20 protein-coding genes are annotated in these 21,096 nt (G+C 48.1%); 6 read left to right on the forward strand and 14 right to left on the reverse strand.

The features are described from left to right. Positions 1 to 188: 188 nt before the first annotated feature. The 4 genes from LMED105_RS16180 to LMED105_RS06110 form a co-directional block, all read right to left on the reverse strand. A complete protein-coding gene (locus tag LMED105_RS16180; protein WP_008249310.1) occupies positions 189 to 656 on the reverse strand; it encodes a MerR family transcriptional regulator in 468 nt (155 codons plus the stop codon). Positions 657 to 723: 67 nt separating this feature from the next. Continuing rightward, entirely contained in the window at positions 724 to 2,214 is a 1,491-nt protein-coding gene (locus LMED105_RS06100; protein ID WP_008249313.1) for a hypothetical protein, read from the reverse strand. Continuing rightward, complete coding sequence (locus tag LMED105_RS06105; RefSeq protein WP_156799566.1) at positions 2,193 to 3,176, reverse strand: ATP-binding protein; 984 nt, start codon at positions 3,174 to 3,176, stop codon at positions 2,193 to 2,195. The genes LMED105_RS06100 and LMED105_RS06105 overlap by 22 nt, the downstream gene beginning before the upstream one ends. Positions 3,177 to 3,184: 8 nt before the next feature. Then, entirely contained in the window at positions 3,185 to 5,278 is a 2,094-nt protein-coding gene (locus tag LMED105_RS06110) for a helix-turn-helix domain-containing protein (RefSeq protein WP_008249330.1), read from the reverse strand. Between the two features lie 268 nt (positions 5,279 to 5,546). On the opposite strand from LMED105_RS06110, the gene LMED105_RS16185 reads away from it, so the two are divergent. Together LMED105_RS16185 and LMED105_RS06120 are read left to right on the forward strand one after the other, a co-directional pair. Beyond that, positions 5,547 to 7,541, forward strand: coding sequence for a S8 family peptidase (locus LMED105_RS16185; RefSeq protein ID WP_008249332.1), 1,995 nt, complete (start codon positions 5,547 to 5,549; stop codon positions 7,539 to 7,541). A gap of 126 nt (positions 7,542 to 7,667) precedes the next feature. After that, on the forward strand, positions 7,668 to 7,886 hold the full coding sequence (locus tag LMED105_RS06120; RefSeq protein ID WP_008249334.1) for a hypothetical protein: 219 nt from the start codon (positions 7,668 to 7,670) through the stop codon (positions 7,884 to 7,886). On the opposite strand, the gene LMED105_RS06125 is transcribed toward LMED105_RS06120, so the two are convergent. Continuing rightward, positions 7,883 to 8,923 (reverse strand): tetratricopeptide repeat protein, encoded by a 1,041-nt coding sequence (locus tag LMED105_RS06125; RefSeq protein WP_198006803.1) that lies wholly within the window; start codon positions 8,921 to 8,923, stop codon positions 7,883 to 7,885. The two genes, LMED105_RS06120 and LMED105_RS06125, sit on opposite strands and share 4 nt — an antisense overlap. A 105-nt stretch (positions 8,924 to 9,028) precedes the next feature. On the opposite strand from LMED105_RS06125, the gene LMED105_RS16990 reads away from it, so the two are divergent. After that, a complete protein-coding gene (locus LMED105_RS16990) occupies positions 9,029 to 9,265 on the forward strand; it encodes a hypothetical protein (protein WP_008249338.1) in 237 nt (78 codons plus the stop codon). Continuing rightward, complete coding sequence (locus LMED105_RS06135; RefSeq protein ID WP_008249349.1) at positions 9,262 to 9,675, forward strand: DUF3135 domain-containing protein; 414 nt, start codon at positions 9,262 to 9,264, stop codon at positions 9,673 to 9,675. The genes LMED105_RS16990 and LMED105_RS06135 overlap by 4 nt, the downstream gene beginning before the upstream one ends. Here the strand turns inward: LMED105_RS06135 and LMED105_RS16190 are convergent. After that, a complete protein-coding gene (locus LMED105_RS16190) occupies positions 9,647 to 10,354 on the reverse strand; it encodes an SIMPL domain-containing protein (protein WP_198006804.1) in 708 nt (235 codons plus the stop codon). The two genes, LMED105_RS06135 and LMED105_RS16190, sit on opposite strands and share 29 nt — an antisense overlap. Positions 10,355 to 10,465: 111 nt before the next feature. On the opposite strand from LMED105_RS16190, the gene LMED105_RS16195 reads away from it, so the two are divergent. Beyond that, entirely contained in the window at positions 10,466 to 11,545 is a 1,080-nt protein-coding gene (locus LMED105_RS16195) for an AI-2E family transporter (protein ID WP_008249353.1), read from the forward strand. A gap of 40 nt (positions 11,546 to 11,585) precedes the next feature. Beyond that, on the forward strand, positions 11,586 to 12,815 hold the full coding sequence (gene purT, locus LMED105_RS06150; protein ID WP_040512567.1) for a formate-dependent phosphoribosylglycinamide formyltransferase: 1,230 nt from the start codon (positions 11,586 to 11,588) through the stop codon (positions 12,813 to 12,815). 12 nt (positions 12,816 to 12,827) lie between these two features. Here the strand turns inward: purT and LMED105_RS06155 are convergent, their stop codons facing one another. The 8 genes from LMED105_RS06155 to LMED105_RS06190 all read right to left on the reverse strand — a co-directional run bounded on the left by LMED105_RS06155 (position 12,828) and on the right by LMED105_RS06190 (position 21,082). After that, positions 12,828 to 14,426 carry an ABC-F family ATPase gene (locus LMED105_RS06155; protein ID WP_008249358.1) on the reverse strand — a complete coding sequence of 533 codons (1,599 nt, stop codon included), beginning with the start codon at positions 14,424 to 14,426 and terminating at the stop codon, positions 12,828 to 12,830. Positions 14,427 to 14,517: 91 nt separating this feature from the next. Continuing rightward, positions 14,518 to 15,474 carry an LD-carboxypeptidase gene (locus LMED105_RS06160; RefSeq protein WP_198006805.1) on the reverse strand — a complete coding sequence of 319 codons (957 nt, stop codon included), beginning with the start codon at positions 15,472 to 15,474 and terminating at the stop codon, positions 14,518 to 14,520. 61 nt (positions 15,475 to 15,535) lie between these two features. After that, positions 15,536 to 16,306, reverse strand: coding sequence for a nucleoside deaminase (locus LMED105_RS16200; RefSeq protein ID WP_008249368.1), 771 nt, complete (start codon positions 16,304 to 16,306; stop codon positions 15,536 to 15,538). 92 nt (positions 16,307 to 16,398) lie between these two features. Continuing rightward, positions 16,399 to 17,382, reverse strand: coding sequence for a branched-chain amino acid ABC transporter permease (locus LMED105_RS06170; RefSeq protein WP_040512574.1), 984 nt, complete (start codon positions 17,380 to 17,382; stop codon positions 16,399 to 16,401). 13 nt (positions 17,383 to 17,395) lie between these two features. Next, positions 17,396 to 18,280 (reverse strand): branched-chain amino acid ABC transporter permease, encoded by an 885-nt coding sequence (locus LMED105_RS06175; RefSeq protein ID WP_008249371.1) that lies wholly within the window; start codon positions 18,278 to 18,280, stop codon positions 17,396 to 17,398. A gap of 73 nt (positions 18,281 to 18,353) precedes the next feature. After that, positions 18,354 to 19,559, reverse strand: coding sequence for an ABC transporter substrate-binding protein (locus LMED105_RS06180; protein ID WP_008249373.1), 1,206 nt, complete (start codon positions 19,557 to 19,559; stop codon positions 18,354 to 18,356). Between the two features lie 45 nt (positions 19,560 to 19,604). Beyond that, the gene (locus LMED105_RS06185) at positions 19,605 to 20,312 is read right to left on the reverse strand and encodes an ABC transporter ATP-binding protein (protein WP_008249375.1); all 708 of its coding nucleotides are present in this window, start codon (positions 20,310 to 20,312) and stop codon (positions 19,605 to 19,607) included. After that, positions 20,312 to 21,082, reverse strand: coding sequence for an ABC transporter ATP-binding protein (locus tag LMED105_RS06190; protein WP_008249377.1), 771 nt, complete (start codon positions 21,080 to 21,082; stop codon positions 20,312 to 20,314). Before LMED105_RS06190 ends, LMED105_RS06185 begins: the two co-directional genes overlap by 1 nt. Between the last annotated feature and the right edge of the window lie 14 nt (positions 21,083 to 21,096).

Genomic DNA, 21,096 nt, shown 5'->3' on the forward strand with positions numbered 1-21,096 from the left:
CCGATGCGGCCCGGTCTAACTAACGCTTTACGCGCAAAGTGGGCATGCTGCCAAGGCTACCCCTACAAGACCAAACACACCAACCGCGGCTGCGAACATTTTAACTTTCATCGCAAAATCTCCTTTAACAAGACAAGGGAACACTCCCATACAGATCGTGGACCTTCCATCCACTGGAAGGTCAAGCGCTATTTTTTGGCATCGTTTCTGATGGGAATAATGTAGTCAGCAATTAGAAACTCACCTTCTGGTTCATTCGGGTTTTGTGCAAGTTCATGCGCGATTGCAGCATTATTCGCCTGAATGTCCGTCAACTTTTGTTCTAGCGCCTCGAGGTGAATCTTCACTTGTTGGACTTCAACTAATTTTAACGCGATTAATTCGTCTACTTTCGCTCTGGAGGCACAACCGCAGGCTGGTCCCTGATCGTAATAATCCAGCACTGACTGAATTTCTTTGATCGAGAAGTCAAGTTCGCGTGCCTTTTTGACAAAATCAAGTCTGGACAAGTCCTCTTGCCCGAAAACGCGGTTTTTGCCGGAGGTAAACCAAGACTCGGAAGTAGCCCTTTTCGGTGCAATCAAGCCCTGGTCCTCGTAGAATCGAATAGTTTTAGGACTCAAACCGAGTTTCTTAGCTACTTCGCTGATTTTCATATACTAGAACCTCAAGATTCGACAGTCAATCAACTAAGTGAATGATGCACTAGATGAATGTCACATTTCAATCAATTTGGATATTAAACAAACGGTATTGATTCTGAACTTTTTGAAGTGATAGCAACGCCCGACTTCTTGGTGGAAAGTGATCCGGTTTTTCTCCACATTCAATTCTATTAAGCCACACCCTAGCGTCATGAATGTAAGACTTTACAAGTTCATCGCACATAGAATCTAAGGCAAGCATCTGTTCTGAAGAAAAGTTGGGTATAGAAAATTCTTGAAATTTTACCCTGTTAAAACTAAAAAGAGTGTCAATTTTATTTTCAGAAATATTGCTTTTTACTGGAGTGAACATAGTAGATTTTATCAAATCTTCATTCATTAAATGAAAATTATTAAAATATTGAAAGCGCCTACTACGAGTGCTGGTATAAAGAGGGGGAAGCCATAACTCAGTAAGCCAATCTATCAATAGATCATGAATCAGCGCCCCACAATATAGACTCTTGCTATCAGAAGATGTCCATATTCCATCATTTTCATGTAAGTACCAGAACTTTTCATTTTTATTTATTAATTCTAATTTTAATTCATCGAAAAAACTAAGTAAAGATTGAATAAATGACGCTTCATTTTTTCGATGAAGGTAACAAAAAGATGAATAAACTACAGGAAGGGCAGAAAATTGGAAGTATGTGAATTTTTCAAAAAATGAAAAACTAGAATTTTCGGAAATTGAGAGTGAGTTTATTTTTCTGATCGCGTTGGTTTGAATCACAAATTCACGAAGAGACTCTGGGAGTGACAGTTCTTTTACTAAGATAAAATGTACACATCGCTCGGGGATAATAAAATCCATACTTTTGAATGTATGAAGATGTTTGCCTAATTTTTTATCGCAAATTTCTTTCAAAGAAAAATTCCATTTGTCTAGGTCGTTAAGGACAGTGGAGAACTGACTTGGTACATTATGCTTTTTCGTTTGTGGTGTAGGGAAATCTGGGCAAAAAATGCGAATAAAGTTTATGTGGCATTTGACACTTCTTTCTTTTAACCGAATGACTCGATGATTACAAGAGAAAATTTCAAACTTTACGTTGTGAAATAGGCATCGATCTAAGTACTTCAATGACGCATGTTCTGGCAGTTTGTAACTTTTAATGCATTCTGGACAATAACGAATAATTTTTTCTTGATGACGTGTATTCACGTAGTAGTCTTGTATTAAAGGAATTCCAAGAATATTTAAATCGCCAGAACTTTTTGTAATTAAATTATTTTGTATGTAAGCCTGGTTACTAAAGATTGAGAAAAGATACTTTAAAGAACGATGCTCAGATAAATTTAGATTAAAAATATCAATGGAAAAGTATTGATTAAAAAATTCATTGACTTGTTCAATTTTTAACTTATTGAGTAATGCAAATTTCGCTAGCAAAAAATATGTATTGTCATTAGCATCGTACAGCTCTGATCTCCAGTTGAAGAGTTGATATTTATATTGTTGTTCTTTATGAGAATTTATCTCAATCAATCTGTGGAAGTTGTCCATATCTGTGACGTAAGGTTTTGTTGAGCAAGTATATTTGAAATATATTGTGAATTCAGGTTCGACTCCAGATGATCAAATGACTTATTGCCCATATCTTTTAATATTCTCTCAATTAAATTTGCGATTTGATTCATGGGAATTTCAATCTGATCCGATTTTGGTTTAAACGATTTGAATGCTAAATTGTACTTTTCAATCAGTTCATTCCAAATTAAGAATGCCAAGCTTGTTAAACGAAAGCCATCATCAAAAGCGTCTGATAAAAAATACTTTGTATAACTTACACCGCTATTTTCTGGCCACTCGGAATCCTCATCGTATCCTTCTAGAATGTATTCCAGTTCAATTAATGATCTAATTCCGTGAAATCGAGCATGGTGCATTAGAAATCTTGTTACGATATGTGCATCACCCGTTCTTGCAAAAAAATTGGGTTGGAATGAAATTTGATGTGAGCCTACTGAAATGATACTTAACCTATACCCTTCCAGATCGAGCTCATTTTGTAAGCTCAATAGCCAATGCCATTCATTTAGTAAAACCAATTGAGCCTCATCAATCAGTATTACGATGTAGTTGTATTTGACTCTGTTGGCTAGTGTAATAAGATGTTGTTTGAATAGAAATTTTGCCTCCATTTTTGCTTTTGGTTTGATTGGATTTTTGAACTCAAATCTTGAGGCCATTAGAAGAAGATTCCAAAATTCTCTCTCGGATTTGCTATTGGTTGGATGTGACCAAATCATCAAAGGGAATTCAGTATCGAACTTTTCATTGAGTATCTTAGCCAAGAAGGATTTTATGCCTTTCGATTTTCCGAATCGAGAAGGTCCATAAATGTAGCCACCAGTCTGACGTTGCTCAATCCATCTGGTGATTGTTTCGCACATTTCATGAATAGGAGGGGTATAAATCGCATATTCTTGTGTGCAAACCGGATGATCACGTGAAATCTCAGTCATCGTCGTCTCTATTTATTTTCAGCTTTTCGTCGTGGTGGAAGTGATGCGGAATTTTGGGTATGCGCTGTAGCGTCGGAGGTGTGGGGTGCGATATTCTGCTTATTCCTGCTAGCAGTATTGTTTTTGGTTGTAGAGCGTGACTTGGCTTTATCTTCAGTGTTGTCGGTAATCCGGCTTTCCATGCTTTTATTGGTTTCATTTGAAGCCATATCAGACTGTATGGTTTCGTTGTCAGGGACCTGATGGATAGTGTCGTTGGATTGAACCAGAAAATTTCGAGCTGTTAGATAGGCTGGATGAGGAGGAAACTTACCTCCTGATGCTTCCACCTCGGCAATGTAGGATTCCACCGCATCTTGTTGATTCTGCAGAGAGAATTTGCCTTGACGAATTAATCCGCAGATTAGTCTTCGGGTCTCAAAGTTGTGAGGAACGCGATTCCATGGAGGTGATACGCGTAAATTGTCGATATGTTCACCAGTCAGTGAAGATGCCTTGATGACCCTGGAGTCTGAATCAGAATCGGCTGTGATCCAGATTTTTTTCCCAGCCAAATCTAGTCTTTGACCCAATATTGGACTGGTGTAAATACCATTCTCGAAATTGACGTATGGCCTCTTTCCGGCGTCCAGACCACCTTTAACCATGCACAGCTTTCTGTAACTGAAAAAAGTGTCAAGGTGTTGTGGATCAATCACTCTGGGCTGGAATGTCTTGCTAAGCACCAGATATTGCAGGTACTGAAGTGGTGATCGACCACTAAGTCTTGAGTGGATTCTCGCGTTGTAATTAGCAATGATGATGTCGAGGAGTTCTTCTGCATACTCGTATTGGAACTCTGAGGCTACTGCCACTCCGATGGGGTCTCTGCCCTTCGTTGCACCAGGGTAATTTCCTGTTGTGTTGGAAATTTTCTGAAATCCGAATATTCCGAGTTTGTTAAAAAAGCTTTCAATAAATGGTCGGTCGTCTTTTGTTCGTCTTATCGCGTACGAATTCTTCGGAGTAAGAAGAATCGACCCAACCGAATTTTTTAGTACTTCTGCAACTACCTTTGCTTTTTCGGCCAGTGCACCATCAATTGAGGTTTCGTCCCAGCATATGCCCACAAACTGCTTACCTAAAACACTGGGAAACCCGGCACCATCGATATAAAAGTCCTTGTCGGTGTGGTGTAGTTTTTTCTTCGCCCAGGGCGAAAGGGACTTCTTGATTACCCGAAGCACATCTTCTTTAGAAATCTCCTTTCGAAGACTCATGTGATATCCAAGCACCAATCGAGTCACCACCTCAATAATCACGATCACCCAGATTCTGTGGATCAGGACGTTCTGGTAGCCACCCTCAAGTAAAGGAATCGCAACGGTGAAGCGCCCATCAATTTTGTGGGCGTCCATTTCTACACGTTGAAACGGGCGGTGAACTGGTCGATCAACACCATCTCCCGCCTGCATTTTTCTCTGAAGTTCATTTCCACCGTGGATCAAGATCGCTTTACTTGGATTTTCTTTAAGCACCCTATCAATGTATCTAATGACGGAGTAATACCCGTTTGTTTTGGTAGAAAATGGCCACTCCCCCCTGATTTCAAGACCCTTCTCTCTAAGGCTTTGGAGAAACGAGAGCCAAATCGATCGTTTTGAGGTCGATAAAATCCCAAGTTTTTTTCGGGTATTGGGGATTTTAAGAATTTTTTTGTGTAGAGCTTCCCTGACGTCCGGATAAGTGTCTAGTAGCGTTTGAAAAGCGCCCACACCACCATGCCCCCAACGATTAATAACGATTGGTGTTCGCCTTTTAAACTGGACAATTCTGGTTTGTGGAATTAGTGCTCGCCAGCCGTAAATTTGGCCGTCTGGATGATCTCGAATACACCTTTCGGTAATTAACCGATAGATATGCGGTTCTGAGATGCCGTATTCTTCACGAATCGCAGCGACTTTGCTACCGCTCAAATAGGCTTTGATTGCTTCTTTTCTACTGAGAAATTTGGCGAGCGTAGCTGGCTCTAGGGAGGCCTCGTCAAAACCTGGCCAATTGGTGTAGTCAGCCCAGATGGTGTCACTTAAACCTTTGATATGTCGCATTGACTCCGAAGCCATAACAACCCCTTTGGCAGGACAGTGTTTATTTACTTTACACTTTTAATCTACAACTCGTCTACTTTACAAATGTACTCTCAGAAAAAGATAGCTTACTTATCATGAATATCCAAGTGATCTTTTTATTATCAATCACTTGCATCTAGTCATCTCTTTACAACTTTAATCAAACAGACGATATCCCACGCTGTCTCTTGTTTCTTATTCTGAATCCGCAAGCCCCTCTCCTCGGTATTATCTAAATAACAACCACAATCAGGGTCACCCCATGCAGTTGCGTTCCGCCATTCAAAGCAGTTTGCTCGTTCTGCTTGCTGCGTTCTCGTCCGTTTCATGGTCAGCCGACCGCTGGGTAATCCAGTTCAAGGAGAGTTCTGAGCGCGGCCAAGTTGATGTTCGTCAATTCACGGTTGAATCTCGCAAGAATGAGTTGCGCGCAACGCTTTCGGAGTTGTCGAGGATTCACAAACGGACATTTCAATTGGTTAGGCCTTTTGGTGAGCGTGGTGCCGTAGTCACCAGCCCCGATAGTACCGATGCCGAGCAAACTCGTCTTCGTTTGTTGTCCGATCCAATGGTTGAATCGGTTGAACTTGACCGTCGCATTCAGCTTCGTGCCCAGTCTCCTTTAATCGGCTTGTTGAATGCACTTGATTTGTCGCGTCGGAGTCGCTCCTGGTTCCATCAGGATGTGAATGCGCAACCTGCTTCAATCAACACTGGCGCCATGTGGGCGAATTTCCATGGTACGGCGCCCACCGTAGTGGCTGTGCTGGATACTGGTGTATTGCCCAGTCACCCAATGCTTCAAGGTCATTTGCTGTCAGGTTACGATTTTGTAGCCGATCCTTTAATAGGCGCTGATGGTCAAAGTTCGGGTGGCTCAGATCGCGATTCTGATCCTACAGACCCCGGTGATGGTGTAGGCCCTGCCGACCTCCTTGCCGACCCGGTTTGTGGCGGTCTTAGTCAGTCAAGCTGGCATGGTACCTTTGTTTCAGCTCTTCTTGCAGGGAACCCCGCGCCCAGTGAGGGGGTGTTTTCGGTTAACTGGAATGCGGTGGTGTTACCAGTGCGAGTATTGGGCAAATGTGGTGGTTTTTCGAGTGACCTTGCTGACGGTATTCGCTGGGCTGCGGGTTTGAGCGTTCCCGGTGTGCCCAATAATCCCTTCCCTGCCAAGGTAATTAATCTGAGTTTGGGGGCCGAGGGCGCCTGTGTCCCCTCTATTGAAGGCGCTGCCATTTCCGCGGCCCGCCAGGCGGGTTCTTTGGTGGTTGTTGCTGCAGGCAACGATGGGAGCACTGTCGATTCCCCGGCCAATTGCCCTGGTGCTTTTGGTGTAGCGGCCATCGATCAAGAAGGGCTGAAAGCCAATTACAGCAATTTTGGGCCGAGTATTCAGCTTTCTGCGCCGGGTGGCGATGCTGCTTTTCCAATTTGGAGTGCCAGTAATACTGGCTTTGCGGGTCCGTTGACCAATACGTACAACACGAAGATTGGTACCAGTTTTTCTTCGCCTATGGTGGCTGGCGCTGCCTCTTTGTATTGGTCATTGAATCCCTCCGCTTCGGTGGCTACTGTCGAGAATTTGTTGAAAACCACTGCCCGTCCTTTTCTGTCGCTCGGTGGCAGCCCCACTTGTACCGGGGACACTTTAGGAACCGAATGTAACTGCACACGTGCCTTGTGTGGTGCGGGTATGCTTGACGTGGCCAATTTGATTAATACGCAGGCCGCGGGTGGCCTTACCAATTTGTTCTCTAACAGTGGCAACGTTATTCCACCGGGTGAAACCCGCACGTTTTCTTCGAGCGGAACCTTGAACTCTTCAGGGCAAGAAGTGAGTTCAGTCAGTTTTGATGTAATTAATGTGTTGAAATCATCGCCGGATACGCCTAATCCCATTTTGTCGGTTAGTGGGCTGGATGTGGACGTAACTGCCCTTGCCGGTGTATCCGGGTTCGATCTGCGTGCTCAGGCAGCAAATGGCAGAACTGCCATCGCTTCGGTGATTGTGGCCAATCAAGGCGCAACATCCCCTACTTTGCTCGCCAGTCTTCTTTCCCCATTAATCAATGGTGCCTCTGCTGGTGTAGGTGTCCCCTCCTCGGCTGTTGGTGATGCGGTGGTGGATGATTCCAGCAGTGGTTCAACAGGTGGCGGTTCTGGCGGCAGCGGGGGCGGCGGTGCTTTAAATTTGCTTGGCCTGCTGGCTTGTTTGTTCTTAGTTCATTGTTTTAAAAAGAATAATTACAAATAGTGTGCGGTGGTTTGGTTAAATACAACGTTAGAAGTAGCGCTCCAATCTATGACATTACTCAATGGTAAAGTGCACTTGTTGACTCGTTGGTCAGCAATTGATGCAGTAAATTTTGAGAGGTGTCGTATGAAAGCTCTTCGTTCTTACCCAGGTGTATTGGTGTTGTTGTTGATCGCTTCAGCCATGTTGGTTCATGGTTTGGTGGATTACATCAATTATGAAGTAGCAAGTCCGAGTATTTTGGCAGCTCTAGGCTGTGTGTTCTCCGCAATTTTGCTGGTCGCTGTGTATGAGTTCAAGTCATTCAAAGCCAACCGCAAACTGGTGCGAAACACCAAGGTTTAATTGCGTTTGACACTTTCAGAAAGGCCAGTTTTCGCTGCATTTTGTGCGGCGATTACTGCCTGCAAGTTCTTTTGAGTACTCAGTGTCAAAGGATCTTCTCCACCCAAGGAATCCGCCCGAATGATGTAGGCGCGGCTAAGTGCCACTTCGGCTCGCTTCAAATCCCCTGCCCTGTAAAGCACAACCCCCAGGTTGTTTAAAGACTGACTGGTTCGGATGTCGTTGGGACCGAACGCTGCCTGGCGTACTTCAAATGCAGTCTGATAATTTCTGGCGGCTTCCTGTAGCTGATCGTTGCGCATTTGCAGTGTGCCCAAGAATGTCAATATTTCAGCACGAATGGGTTCATTTTTGTAGCTGGGTGAAGCGTTGATTATTTCTGCAAGAATCTGGAAACTTTCCAGTGCCTCTTGCTCTTTCTCCATATCCAGCAAGCCCACTGCGTGGTTCATTCGGGTTTCAAGCGTTCGTGCGTTGGTTTTTCCCAAACGAATTTCGTAAACAATACGCGACCGTTTAAATGCGGCCTCAGACTCGCCTGGTTTGTTCTGCAAGGCATAGTAGGTGCCCAATGCATCCTGAACCATACCCGCTGGCAAGGAATAACGACCAATCGATTGCTCAACTGTGTTCAGGGTTTTTTGAAAGTGAGCCTCTGCACGTTCCATCTGATCAGCTTGTGCATAGGTTTGGCCAATCAGTACTTGCAAGCGTGTCCAGGATTCCGCGGCCACTTGGTCCTCTCGGCTTAGTGGACTGTATTGACTCGCTTCATTCCAGGTTGAAATGGCCAGGTCTGCCTCGTTTTGAGCCAGGTAGGCTTTACCCAATGTTTCAAGAATTTTGACGCGTTTGGTCTGGGTAATTGGCCTTGTCAGCTCTAGCCTGCAAGTCTCAACTGTGGTGTTTACAGGTTCTTTGCCAAAGCTGTTTTCACAACGGGTTAAATTTGAACTTGCTTCCTGGGCCAAGGCTGCTGGTACAAACCCACATGCAAACAAACCCAGAAAAAAGGAAAAAGTCCAAGCGCTTTTCATAAACACCATTGTTGTTGTCAGTTGATTGTTGTTACTGAAGAGTATTACTAAAACCAATTGCTGTGTTTGGCAGTACAAAGGTTAATAGCAACATTACAAGTCATCATGGGCCATCATTCAAGCGTTGAAGTAAACCGGGTAGAAAGTTTGGGAAAGAAATTTGAAACTCTCGCACTGGTTGACAGACTCATGGAAGAGAACGAAGCTCTTAGACGTGAGCTTAACCTAAAAACCGCCCGGTTAAGGACTCTGCAAAAAGCAGTGCATGCGTTTTTGATGGGAACCGACGATCAGGACAGCAACAAAGCCAAGCTCATTGAGCAAAGCAAGGAGCAGCCATGACACACTTTGATTTCAAAGAATGGGCCGATCTGTACCAGGTAGACCCTGCGGCCTTTGAACAACGCCGCGAAGCAGTTCTCGAGGGTTATGTAGCCAGTGTTGACCCCGAACACCGCTTGGCGCTTGAGCAAACGCTGTTTAAAATCCGCATGATTCGCCAGCGATCAAAAAGCCCCTTGCAGTCGGCCATGGAATCGTCAAAGCTGATGTGGGAATCGTTTGGTAAACTGCGTGAGCAGGTTCAAAAACTGGAGCAGGAACTTAGCCCTGCCCCTTTGAAACAAAATGGCCTGCGCCTGATCGATTCAAATTTCACAACAGATGTCGAAACATCTGTTGAACAATCCGAGCCAGCTGCCAACCTGGCGCGTATTATTCCTTTCACGGCTTCAGGCAAACGCGCCCATTAACTGAAACACTCACCTTGCTTGAACCGGCCGCTGGCGCTACTTCCATGCCTTTGCTCATCATGTCCGCCGATGCGGCGTACATTCGGGGGTAAGAAGGCGGGCCTTGGTTCTCGTCGTTAATTGACACTTCACCCAAGGTATAGCCGGTTTTTCCAAACCCTTTCGCAGCAATGTTTGCCTTGTTTTGAAACTCTTTCATGGCACTTTGCAGCAATTTTTCTCGGCTTTGCTCGATGCGGTTTTCGCTGGGAAAGTATTCCAAGTTGCTCACGTGAGCCCTTCGGCAACATTCACGTTTTTCTGGGTTTTCACGCTTGCACCGGCATTTCAAAGTGAGTGAGCCCACGCCTTGCCAGGATTGAATCACATTGTTCTTGCCGTACTGCGGATAAGTTTGAATGTTGTTTTTCAGTTTGCTGATGTCTTTGTTTTTTGACAAATTGTTGATTGATTTTTCCAGCACGGTGTTAATGGCATTCATGGCCTCGTTGGCCGTGCCGGCTTGAATCTGCACCTGCCAATTCAAGCGCACCATGTCGTTGTCCACCTCTTCACTGCTGATCGCGCTAAGGTTCACGGCGGGGGTTTTCTCGCACAGGTCGGCGAATGCAACAGATGGTGCCAGCAAACCGACCGAGGTACTGAACAAAGCGATTCGCAAGGTGTTGGATAATTTCATGTGTGTTCTCGTGAAAGTGAAATAACAGTCAATTTGCAATTCAGGCATTGCTACAATGATTGAACCACAAACAAGCATTCAAATAACGCGTAATCCGCACGACTGGCTGACATGGCAGAACACCTGAGACAACCGAAGTCACTGATCAGCACGCTTTTTACAGTGTTGATTCTGGTGGGCGCTGCCATTGTATTGTCGCCATTCCTGTTGGCAATTTTGTGGGCAGGAATTATTGCGACCGCGTTTTGGCCACTGCACTGCCGCATTCGCGGGCGCTTTCCCGGAAAGCCGAATGGCGCGGCGTTCCTAACCACGCTGGTTGTTGCATTTTTGCTGGTGGGGCCCATGATCGGTTTAATCGTGTTCATGGTTCAAGACATTCTTGAAATTACTACCTTCTTGCGACAGGCCGATGACTCCGGTGTTGCAGTACCCGACTGGTTGCCTCAAATTCCCGTGCTTGGCGAAATGCTTGTGGCCAGCTGGCAAGAATATTTGAGTGTGCCCAAACAAATTTCAGGACTGCTGCGTGAAACCCTGACCCAACGTTTGGGCGATGTTCAAGGTACAGCATCGGCCATTCTGCTTGAATTGCTGGGCCGGGTTGCCACCTTGTTTTTCGCGTTGTGGGTATTGTTCTTTTTTTATCGCGATGGCTCAAGCATCAGCATACGAATGAACCGAATTGGAACTGACTGGCTGGGCCAACGCTGGAAGCCCTATGTTTCACACATGCCCCCTGCCCTGCGTGCAGCGGTCAACGGACTAGTGATTGTCAGCTTTGCAGAGGCGGTCATCCTCTCTGTGCTGTTTGCTGCCTGCGGCGTTTACGCACCGGTTTTGCTGGGGACCATCACGGCATTGATCGCCTTTATCCCCATGGCTGCGCCGGGCTTGCTCGCTATTTTGGGTATGATCCTTTTTTTAAGTGGCCACGGTGCAGAAGCAATTGTGTTGATTACCGTGGGCATGTTGGTGGTGTTGATTGCCGATTACCTGGTGAGACCTTTGTTGATACAGGGTGGAACCCACTTGCCTTTTTTGGCCGTGTTGTTCGGTGTGTTTGGTGGCGTAATTACCATGGGTATTGTGGGCCTGATTATTGGCCCGGTGCTGTTGGTTTTATTGGTGGTGTTCTTCGATGAAGCATCACACGCGCATCATCACGACACCCCAGAATCCATCAATTAAACAATAATTTGATCAAGCGAGTTTTACCATGACAACAGCGATTCAATTTCCAACGCAAATCGGAACACCTTTGGCGTCAAACGCCTTGAAAGTAATGTTGTTGGGTAGTGGTGAACTGGGCAAAGAAGTAATCATCGCCTTTCAGCGCCTGGGTGTAGAGGTCATTGCAGTTGACCGCTACCCCAATGCACCAGGGCACCAGGTTGCACACCGCTTCCATGTGATTGATATGACCAATGCAAACGCATTAAAAGCCTTGATTGCACAGGAGCGCCCTCACATTGTTGTGCCTGAAATTGAAGCGATTGCCACACCGGCCCTTAAAGAGCTTGAGGCTGAAGGCGTGGTGCGTGTGGTGCCCACAGCCAATGCGGCGTGGCTAACAATGAACCGCGAAGGAATTCGCCGCTTGGCTGCTGAGGAGTTGAATTTAAGTTGCTCGCATTATGCCTTTGCCGATGATTTTGAAACCCTGAAGCGGGCGGTAGAAAAAGGCATAGACAGCAAAAAGCCGGTGGGCTATCCCTGCATCATCAAGCCTGTGATGTCATCGTCTGGCAAAGGGCAATCCAAGGTTGATGATGCCAGTGAGCTGGAAGCTGCATGGGATTACGCGGGCAGCGCCGGGCGTGTCAATTCGGGGCGTGTAATTGCTGAATCACTGATCGAATTCGAATACGAAATAACCTTGCTGACTGTGCGCAGCCGCAACCCTAAAAGCGGTGCAATTGAAACCAGCTATTGCGAGCCCGTGGGTCATGTACAGGTAAGTGGTGATTATATTGAGAGCTGGCAGCCTCAAGCCATGAGCGTAAAAGCCTTGGACGAGGCCCGTAAAATGGCGGATCTTGTCACCACTGCGCTGGGTGGCACGGGCTTGTTCGGTGTGGAAATGTTTGTGAAAGGTGACCAGGTTTGGTTTTCTGAAGTAAGCCCACGCCCTCACGACACGGGTATGGTCACCATGATTACGCAGTGGCAAAACGAGTTTGAATTGCATGCACGCGCAATTCTGGGTTTGCCTGTGGACACCAGCCTGAAAACACCAGGTGCCAGTGCCGTTATTTATGGGGGTGTAGACAAGGTTGGTATTGCATTTGAAGGCGTAGCTGATGCATTGGCTGAACCCGGCACGGATGTGCGTTTATTTGGCAAACCAGAGTCGTTTGTGAAGAGACGTATGGGTGTGGCCCTTGCACGCGATCCAAATGTGGATGAAGCGCGTGCAAAAGCCAAACGGGTTGCTGCGAAAGTAAAGCCAGTTGGGTAAAGTGGTTTTGCTTTAAGCCAAACCCAAACTCTCGCGGTATTCCTCGTAGGTGCCGCGATAATCGGTGATGCCATCTTCACGCATTTCGAAAATTCGAGTGGCAATGCCAGAAACAAACTGGCGGTCATGTGACACCACAAACACCGTGCCCTCGTATTTCTCGAGTGCGTATTGCAGTGATTCAATTGATTCCATGTCCAGGTGGTTGGTGGGTTCATCCAGCAGCAGCACATTGTGACGGCCCAACATTAAGCGACCGAACACAAGGCGGTTTTTCTCGCCACCGGAACATACCTTCACTTGCTTGGATATTTCATCGTTGGAAAACAGCAAGCGTCCCAAAATACCGCGAATGGCTTGGTCGTCGTCGCCCTCTTGTGCGAAGCGCTCAGTCCATTCACGCAAATTCAAAGGCACATTGAATTCGTCGCTGACGTCCTGAGCCATATAACCCAAGTCCGCATTTTCCGACCACTTCACATCACCATACGTGGGTTCCAAAGCCCTGGCCAGAAGCTTGAGCAACGTGGTTTTGCCCATGCCGTTGGCACCCACAATACCCACTTTGTCGCCAGCCTCCACCATGATTGAAAAGTCGCGAATCACCTTGTTTTCACCGTATGCCAAGCTGATGTTGTCCAGCTCTACGGCCAAGCGGTGCATTTTCTTTTTCTGTTCAAAACGAATGAACGGATTCTGGCGTGAAGAGGGTTTCAGGATGACTGTGTCTTGTTTGATTTTTTCAATCTGCTTTTGACGCGATGTGGCCTGACGTGCCTTCGATTTGTTGGCTGCAAAACGACGAACGAAGTCTTGCAAATCTGAAATGCGTTCTTTGGCACGGGCATTGGATGCTTGCGCGCGTTCGCGTGCTTGTGCCGCTGCCAGCATGTAATCGTCATAGTTGCCGGGAACCACTTGCAATGTGCCGTAATCCAGGTCAGCCATGTGGGTACACACTTCGTTCAGGAAGTGGCGGTCGTGGCTGATGATGATCATGGTGCTCTCGTACTGGTTCAGTACGTTTTCAAGCCAAGCAATGGTATTGATGTCGAGGTTGTTGGTCGGCTCATCCAGTAGCAGAACATCGGGTTTGGAGAACAGGGCCTGTGCAAGCAACACTCGCAGTTTCCAGCCGGGGGCGATTTCACTCATGGGACCATTGTGACTTTCAAGCGGAATGCCAGCACCCAACAACAGCTCGCCAGCACGGGCCTCGGCTTCATAGCCACCAAACTCAGCGTACACCGCCTCAAGGTCAGCGGCACGCATGTAGTCGTCGTCGGTGGCTTCGGGGTTGGCATACAAAGCATCTCGTTCGGTCATCGCCGCCCACATTTCCCTGTGACCCATCATGACCACATCGAGCACACGGTAATCTTCAAATGCAAATTGATCCTGACTTAGTTTGCCAAGGCGCACATTGGGCTCAATAACCACTGTGCCGCTGCTGGGTTCCAGGTCGCCCCCCAGAATTTTCATGAACGTTGATTTGCCGCAACCGTTTGCACCAATTAAGCCATAGCGGTTGCCATCGCCGAATTTCGCGTTGATGTTTTCAAAAAGCGGCTTGGCGCCGAACTGCATGGTGATATTGGCTGCGGTGAGCATAAGTATTGGAAAATTCAGTGATTTTTAACGAAGGGGGCATTATACATGCCCAGGCTTGGGGTGGGCTGAATGCGGACTCGGAGAGTTGCTACTAGCGAAGGGTTTGAACCAAACGCGCATGGGAGCCGGCAGGTTCGCAGCCTAGCGTCAAGGTGCCCTGCCCGCCCTGAAACCAACATGCCTTGGGGGTGCAATGACCAAACGGAAAATTCAGCAGAACGGGTACATGCTTTTGTTGGCAGCCAAGTTGACCTTGAACAAATTCAGCGGCGCTGCGCAGGCTGTAACCATTGTCATGAGCACCAGGTTTGGGTTCACAAAAATTACCCAACACAACGGCCTTTTGCTGGGCCAACACACCAGCCTGTAGCAATTGCAGCAGCATGCGCTCAATTTTGTAGGCGGGCTCGTTCACATCTTCAAGCACCAAAATACCGCCAGGTACACTGGGCAACCAAGGCGTTCCCAAAAGGCTGCACAGCAAGGTGAGGTTGCCACCCCACACCGGGCCTTCAATTGCAATGGTTTGTTTTTGTGTGTCCAGTCCGAAACATTCAACAGGCCATTCAATATTTACTGCCTGTTTTTCTACGGCACGCAAAAAGTGTTCGAGGGTGAGTGGGTCTGCACCCCGCTCTGCCCCAAAATCGAAACAAGCCATGGGCCCGTGCAACAATGTGGCAGGTTGTGCCCCCGCGTTCAGCAATGCCAATTGCAGGCTGGTAATGTCGCTGTGTCCGCACAACAAGTGCTCATTCGCATTCAGCAATGCGGCAAGTTCCGGAAAATTCAACAGCGGAAGCAAGCGGCTTAGGCCGTAACCCCCGCGGGTGGCCATTAGCAGGCTGGGCGTATTCATGGCAAACGCATTTTCTATAGTGGCCATGCGCGTGGCTTCATCGCCTGCAAAGCGTTGTATGCGCTGGCGTGCTTCAGGCATTTCAATCACATTGAAGCCATGTTGATTGGTCAAATGGTTGCAGGCCCGGTCAAGCAAGGTTTCATCAACCAGTGCACCACTGGGCGAAAACATGACTAGCTGATTCACTGCCTGACTCGTTGCGATGGGCGGTTTACTGTTCAAATCAATTCCGGTTTCAAAAGTGATCTCACAAATACTGTTTCCAGGAACGCACAGGTTCACCATTGAAATAATCGCACAAACTGGCCAGTATGGCGGCTTGCTGAGTGTGTCGGCCTGCTTTCAATCTATTGCTTCGTTCAGCCAAGACTTGGCTTGCCTGCTCAAGTCCAAGCTGCAAAAAGTCGTGTGGGGTGTTAAATCCAAGTTGCGAAAGTTCCTCAATGGTTTGCTTGTTGGCATTGGGAAGGTGCAGTAGGCTCGCCAAATCGGCAACAGCTTGTTCTCTTTGCTTGCGGCGCGCTTTAAAAAAACTGCCCAGTAATTCTTCGCTTTCTTGCGCCATACAACCTGTTTCGAACGCACAAGGGTGCCAGGCTTGCGCTTGCTCGAATACTGACAAGGATTGTTTTAAGTCGCCGTTGTAGCGTGATTGTGCGCACCCCACTACCACTCGGCCTATGCGTGCATGCAAAATTGCACCTATGCACATAAGGCAAGGTTGGAGTGTGACGTACAAAGTGGCTTGTGCGCCCAAGCGGTAGTTGCCAATCGCTTGGCAGGCTTGTCGTATGGCTTGAACCTCCGCGTGCGCACAGGCATCGTTCAGTAAAACTGGCGCATTGTGGGCGTCGGCAACAGCTTTGCCATCAATCACCACCGCTGCGCCAATGGGCACTTCGCCAGCTTGTGCGGCGAGCCTTGCTTGCTGTAACGCAAGCTCCATCCAGGGCATGTCTTGGGCTTGGCCTTGGTGCGCCAAGATCGGAAATTTTTCAGACAGCTTGCCGGTTTGCATATTCTTCGAAATAAGCCGTGTTAGGTGTGATCAGTTTGACATAAAAAAACCCGGCACTGGGCCGGGTTTTCGTTTCGCAGGGCGCTTCTAGTTCATTGACCGGCCTTGAGTAACCTGCGTTGGTTCCATGCAATAATTTCCCCAACAATTCCACGTCGGAAGGCCAGCACCACCACAATGAAGATGAAGCCGGTCACAATTGTGACTTGCTCCCCCAGTGAGCGGAACCAGGCAATGTCGGTGGTTACGGCCATCCAGGTGCCAAACTCACCAATACGGTTCTCAAGTGCAATAATGACAATAGCGCCCACAATTGGGCCTGCAAGTGTGCCCAAGCCGCCCACCAAGGTCATGAGTACCACCAGGCCAGACATGGTCCAGTGCACGTCGGTCAATGTTTCAAACCCAAGCACTGAGGCTTTTGTAGCCCCCGCCAAACCCGACAATGCGGCTGACAGAACAAACACCAAAAGTTTGTATTTGTCCACGTCGTAGCCCAATGAAATAGCGCGGGGTTCATTTTCCTTGATCGCCTTGAGAACCTGCCCGAAGGGCGAATGCACTGTGCGAACAATCAAGGCATATCCTGCGATACAAATTGCCAACACCACGAAGTAAAGTGTCAAGTCGTCGCTGAGGTCGACAACACCCAACAAGGTGCCACGGGGTATGCCCTGAAGACCATCTTCTCCACCAGTAAACGGCGCTTGTAAAAAGATGAAGTACAGCATTTGTGCCAGGGCCAACGTGATCATCGTGAAGTAAATGCCCTGTCGGCGTATGGCCAAGGCACCCATGACCAAACCCAGGAATGCTGCAAAGGCCACGCCTGCCAGTAAACCCAGTTCGAAAGGCAAGCCCAGGTCTCGGATAACATACCCTGCAATATAGCCAGCGCCGCCCAGAAATGCCGCATGTCCAAAAGACAGCAAACCGGTGTAACCGATTAATAGATTGAATGCACAGGCAAACAGCGCAAAACACAGCAGTTTCATCAGCAGCACCGGGTACATGAAGAACGGTGCAGCCACGGCGAGAATGATTGCCGCAATGGCGATAATTGTATTTTTGTTCATCATATCAACCCCTTTATTTCTCGCGACCGAACAAACCTGCCGGGCGGATCATGAGCACAATGGCCATGATGATGAATACCACAGTGGCTGATAATTCTGGATAAAACACACGGGTTAATCCTTCAACGATACCCAAGGTAAGCCCTGTGATGATCGAACCCAGAATGGAACCCATGCCGCCAATAACCACTACGGCAAACACGGTGATGATGAGGTTCGAACCCATCAAAGGTGAAATCTGAATGACCGGTGCAGCCAGTACGCCGGCAAATGCAGCCAGGGCCACCCCGAAACCATAGGTAAGCGTCACCATCAAGGGCACGTTGATGCCAAAGGCCTCCACCAGTCGCGGATTCTCGGTGCCCGCACGCAGCAGGGCCCCCAGCTTTGTTTTTTCAATCATGATCCAGGTGGCAAAACAAACCACCAACGATGCGACTACAACCCAGGCGCGATAGTTGGGCAAAATCATAAAGCCAAGGTTGGTTGCACCCTGCAAGGCCTCTGGCACTGAATAAGGTTGACCGGAAACACCATAAATCGAGCGAAATATCCCTTCCAGCATCAAAGTGATGCCAAAGGTAAGAAGCAGGCCATAGAGGTGATCCAGCTTGTAAAGCCAGCGCAACATTGTTTTTTCAATCAGTATCCCGAACGCGCCCACCAACAAAGGGGCAAGCAACAGCATCACCCAATAGTTCAGGTTGAAATAGGCCATGCCCATCCAGGCGAAAAACGCACCCATCATGTACAGCGCACCATGGGCAAAATTAATCACATTGAGCAAGCCAAAAATAACGGCCAGGCCCAGTGACAGCATGGCGTAAAACGAGCCATTCACAAGGCCGAGCAGCAGTTGCCCCAGAAAGGCCTGCAAGGGAATTCCAAAAATTTCCATGGGTACGTGTCCAGCAAAGCCCCCGGAGCTTTCTCAACTCCAGGGGCATTGGTCTTGTTATGGTTTTATTGCGTTACTTCCACAACGCGCACTTGGTCTCTGCTTTGGTAGTGAATGCCTGCTCACCCGGAATGGCTTGAACAACTTTCAGGTAATCCCAGGGCTTTTTGGATTCCTTGGGGTCTTTTACCTGCATCAAGAACATGTCGTGAATCATGCTGCCGTCGACGCGGTAGTAACCGTTTTTGGCATACACATCATTCACTTTCTGTTTGCGCAGGGCCTCCATTACCTTGGCCCCATCGTCGGTACCTGCAGCTTTCACGGCATTCAGATATTGAAGGGTTGCTGAATAATCGGCGGCTTGCAAACTGCTAGGCATTTTCTTCATTTTGTCGAAGAAGCGCTTGGACCACTTGCGGGTCTCATCGTTTTGATCCCAATACCAACTGTCGGTCAGGTACATACCCTTGGTTTGGCCCAAGCCCAATGCGTGTACGTCATTAATAAACATCAGCAGACCAGCAAGCTTCATGCTGCCTGTCACACCGAATTCATTGGCTGCCTTGATGGAGTTCACAGTGTCTCCGCCAGCATTGGCCAGGCCCAGAATTTGCGCGCCCGAAGCTTGTGCCTGCAGCATGAAGCTGGAGAAATCAGACGCGGACAGGGGGTGACGAATCGCACCTTTGACTGTGCCTCCGTTGGCTTTCACCACCGCAGTCGTGTCGGTCTCAAGTGAGGTGCCAAAGGCGTAGTCAGCTGTAAGGAAGTACCATGTTTTGCCCCCCTGTTTGGTTACAGCCGAGCCAGTGCCCTTGGCAAGAGCCACAGTGTCGTAGGCATAGTGAATGCTGTATGGGTTGCATTCTTCATTGGTAATTCGTGCAGTGCCCGCACCAATCACGAAGTTGGGTTTTTGTTTTTCCTCAGCAACTTTAGCCATGGCCAAAGCCGTACCGGAGTTGGTTCCTGAAATCAGCATATCGACACCTTCGGTGTCAAACCACTCGCGAGCCTTGCTGGCTGCAATGTCCGCTTTGTTTTGGTGGTCGGCAAACACCAGCTCAATCTTTTTGCCGTTCAAGGTACCGCCAAAATCAGCAATTGCCATTTTTACGGCTTCTACACCACCAGGCCCGTCAATGTCGGCGTACAGGCCAGACATGTCGGTGATTACACCAATCTTGATTGTGTCGTTGGAAATTTGCGCTTGGGCTGAGCCTGCAACCACTGCAAAAAGCGCGGCCAGTCCGGTTGCGATTGGTTTTAATTTCATCATCATCTCCTTTGGTTTAAGTCCAATCCCTTGAAAGGTTGGTTTTTATACGCCCAGCAACGAATGCAGAACGGGCATTTTTTCATCGAGTTCCGAGGAAGCAAAAGCCTCCACAATTTGGCCATGTTCCACCACGTAGAATCGGTCAGCCAAGGGTGCGGCAAAGCGGAAATTCTGTTCCACCATCACAATCGTGTATCCCTTCGATTTTAGTGTGGTGATCATTTTGGCCAAAGCCTGAACAATCACTGGTGCTAGCCCTTCCGAGATTTCGTCAAGCAACAGCAGTTTTGCGCCAGTTCTCAGGATTCGCGCTACAGCCAACATTTGCTGTTCTCCACCAGACAAGCGGGTGCCTTGGCTTTTTTTACGTTCGGCCAAGTTGGGAAACATTTCGTAAATTTCTGCAACGCTCATACCTTTGTCTGTTTTCGAGACAAAGGGAGGCAGCATCAGGTTCTCTTCTGCTGACAGTGACGAGAATATGCCGCGCTCTTCCGGGCAATAACCCACGCCCAGGTGCGCGATTTTGTGGGTGGGCATGCCGATGGCCTCGGTACCGTTGATTTTGATCGACCCCTTTCGCGCTCCGGTCAAACCCATAATGGCACGCAGTGTGCTGGTGCGCCCTGCTCCGTTTCTTCCAAGAAGCGTGACTACCTCGCCAGTTTTAACAGTCAGATTCAGGTTGTGCAGAATGTGCGATTCGCCATACCAAGCGTTGAGTCCGGTAATTTCCAGCGCAGTGCTCATCAGTGTGCACCCTCCAAAACGCCAGTGCTCGAACCCATGTAGGCCTCCATCACTTCAGGATTGCGAGACACCTCTGCGTAGCTTCCTTCGGCCAATACCGCACCGCGCTGAAGAACAGAGATACGGTCGCTAATACCCGCCACCACATTCATATTGTGCTCAACCATCAAAATGGTTCGACCAACGGACACTTTCTTGATCAATTGGGTAACGCGGTCCACGTCTTCGTGGCCCATGCCCTGGGTAGGTTCGTCCAGCAGCATTAACTCAGGTTCCATACCCAATGTGGTGGCAATTTCAAGTGCACGTTTTCTGCCGTACGGAAGGTCTACCGTGAGAGTGTCTGCAAAGCTTTCCAGGTCAACCAGTGCGAGCAAAGCCATGGCTTTGTCATTCAGCACCGAGAGTTTTTTCTCGCTTCTCCAAAAATGGAATGAATTACCCAGTGGGCGTTGCAAGCCGATGCGTACATTCTCAAGCACGGTAAGGTGCGGGAATACCGCAGAAATTTGAAACGATCGGATGATGCCCTGCCTGGCTATTTGGGCAGGCTTGGCACTGGTGATGTCTTTGCCGTTGAACAAAATTTGACCCGATGTGGGTGTCAGGAATTTCGTCAACAAGTTGAAACAGGTAGTTTTACCGGCGCCGTTGGGGCCGATCAGCGCGTGGATATGACCCCGCTGTACTTTTAAATTCACATCGCTGACCGCAGTGAATCCCTTGAATTCCTTGGTCAACGCCCTTGTCTCCAACACTACTTCTGCCATGGGTTCTCCATGTT

This window comes from Limnobacter sp. MED105 (genome assembly GCF_000170915.1).
Lineage (GTDB): Bacteria > Pseudomonadota > Gammaproteobacteria > Burkholderiales > Burkholderiaceae_B > Limnobacter.

Excerpts from the sequence above, each read along its gene's own strand:
- LMED105_RS06120 (WP_008249334.1), top strand. The coding sequence starts at position 7,668 with ATGAAAGCTCTTCGTTCTTACCCAGGTGTATTGGTGTTGTTGTTGATC.
- LMED105_RS06125 (WP_198006803.1), bottom strand. The coding sequence starts at position 8,923 with ATGAAAAGCGCTTGGACTTTTTCCTTTTTTCTGGGTTTGTTTGCATGT.
- LMED105_RS06110 (WP_008249330.1), bottom strand. The coding sequence starts at position 5,278 with ATGGCTTCGGAGTCAATGCGACATATCAAAGGTTTAAGTGACACCATC.
- LMED105_RS16180 (WP_008249310.1), bottom strand. The coding sequence starts at position 656 with ATGAAAATCAGCGAAGTAGCTAAGAAACTCGGTTTGAGTCCTAAAACT.
- LMED105_RS06190 (WP_008249377.1), bottom strand. The coding sequence starts at position 21,082 with ATGGCAGAAGTAGTGTTGGAGACAAGGGCGTTGACCAAGGAATTCAAG.
- LMED105_RS06180 (WP_008249373.1), bottom strand. The coding sequence starts at position 19,559 with ATGAAATTAAAACCAATCGCAACCGGACTGGCCGCGCTTTTTGCAGTG.
- LMED105_RS06100 (WP_008249313.1), bottom strand. The coding sequence starts at position 2,214 with ATGGACAACTTCCACAGATTGATTGAGATAAATTCTCATAAAGAACAA.
- LMED105_RS16200 (WP_008249368.1), bottom strand. The coding sequence starts at position 16,306 with ATGCAAACCGGCAAGCTGTCTGAAAAATTTCCGATCTTGGCGCACCAA.
- LMED105_RS06105 (WP_156799566.1), bottom strand. The coding sequence starts at position 3,176 with ATGACTGAGATTTCACGTGATCATCCGGTTTGCACACAAGAATATGCG.
- LMED105_RS06155 (WP_008249358.1), bottom strand. The coding sequence starts at position 14,426 with ATGCTCACCGCAGCCAATATCACCATGCAGTTCGGCGCCAAGCCGCTT.
- LMED105_RS06185 (WP_008249375.1), bottom strand. The coding sequence starts at position 20,312 with ATGAGCACTGCGCTGGAAATTACCGGACTCAACGCTTGGTATGGCGAA.
- LMED105_RS06135 (WP_008249349.1), top strand. The coding sequence starts at position 9,262 with ATGACACACTTTGATTTCAAAGAATGGGCCGATCTGTACCAGGTAGAC.
- LMED105_RS16185 (WP_008249332.1), top strand. The coding sequence starts at position 5,547 with ATGCAGTTGCGTTCCGCCATTCAAAGCAGTTTGCTCGTTCTGCTTGCT.
- LMED105_RS06170 (WP_040512574.1), bottom strand. The coding sequence starts at position 17,382 with ATGAACAAAAATACAATTATCGCCATTGCGGCAATCATTCTCGCCGTG.
- LMED105_RS06175 (WP_008249371.1), bottom strand. The coding sequence starts at position 18,280 with ATGGAAATTTTTGGAATTCCCTTGCAGGCCTTTCTGGGGCAACTGCTG.
- LMED105_RS16190 (WP_198006804.1), bottom strand. The coding sequence starts at position 10,354 with ATGAAATTATCCAACACCTTGCGAATCGCTTTGTTCAGTACCTCGGTC.
- LMED105_RS16195 (WP_008249353.1), top strand. The coding sequence starts at position 10,466 with ATGGCAGAACACCTGAGACAACCGAAGTCACTGATCAGCACGCTTTTT.
- LMED105_RS16990 (WP_008249338.1), top strand. The coding sequence starts at position 9,029 with ATGGGCCATCATTCAAGCGTTGAAGTAAACCGGGTAGAAAGTTTGGGA.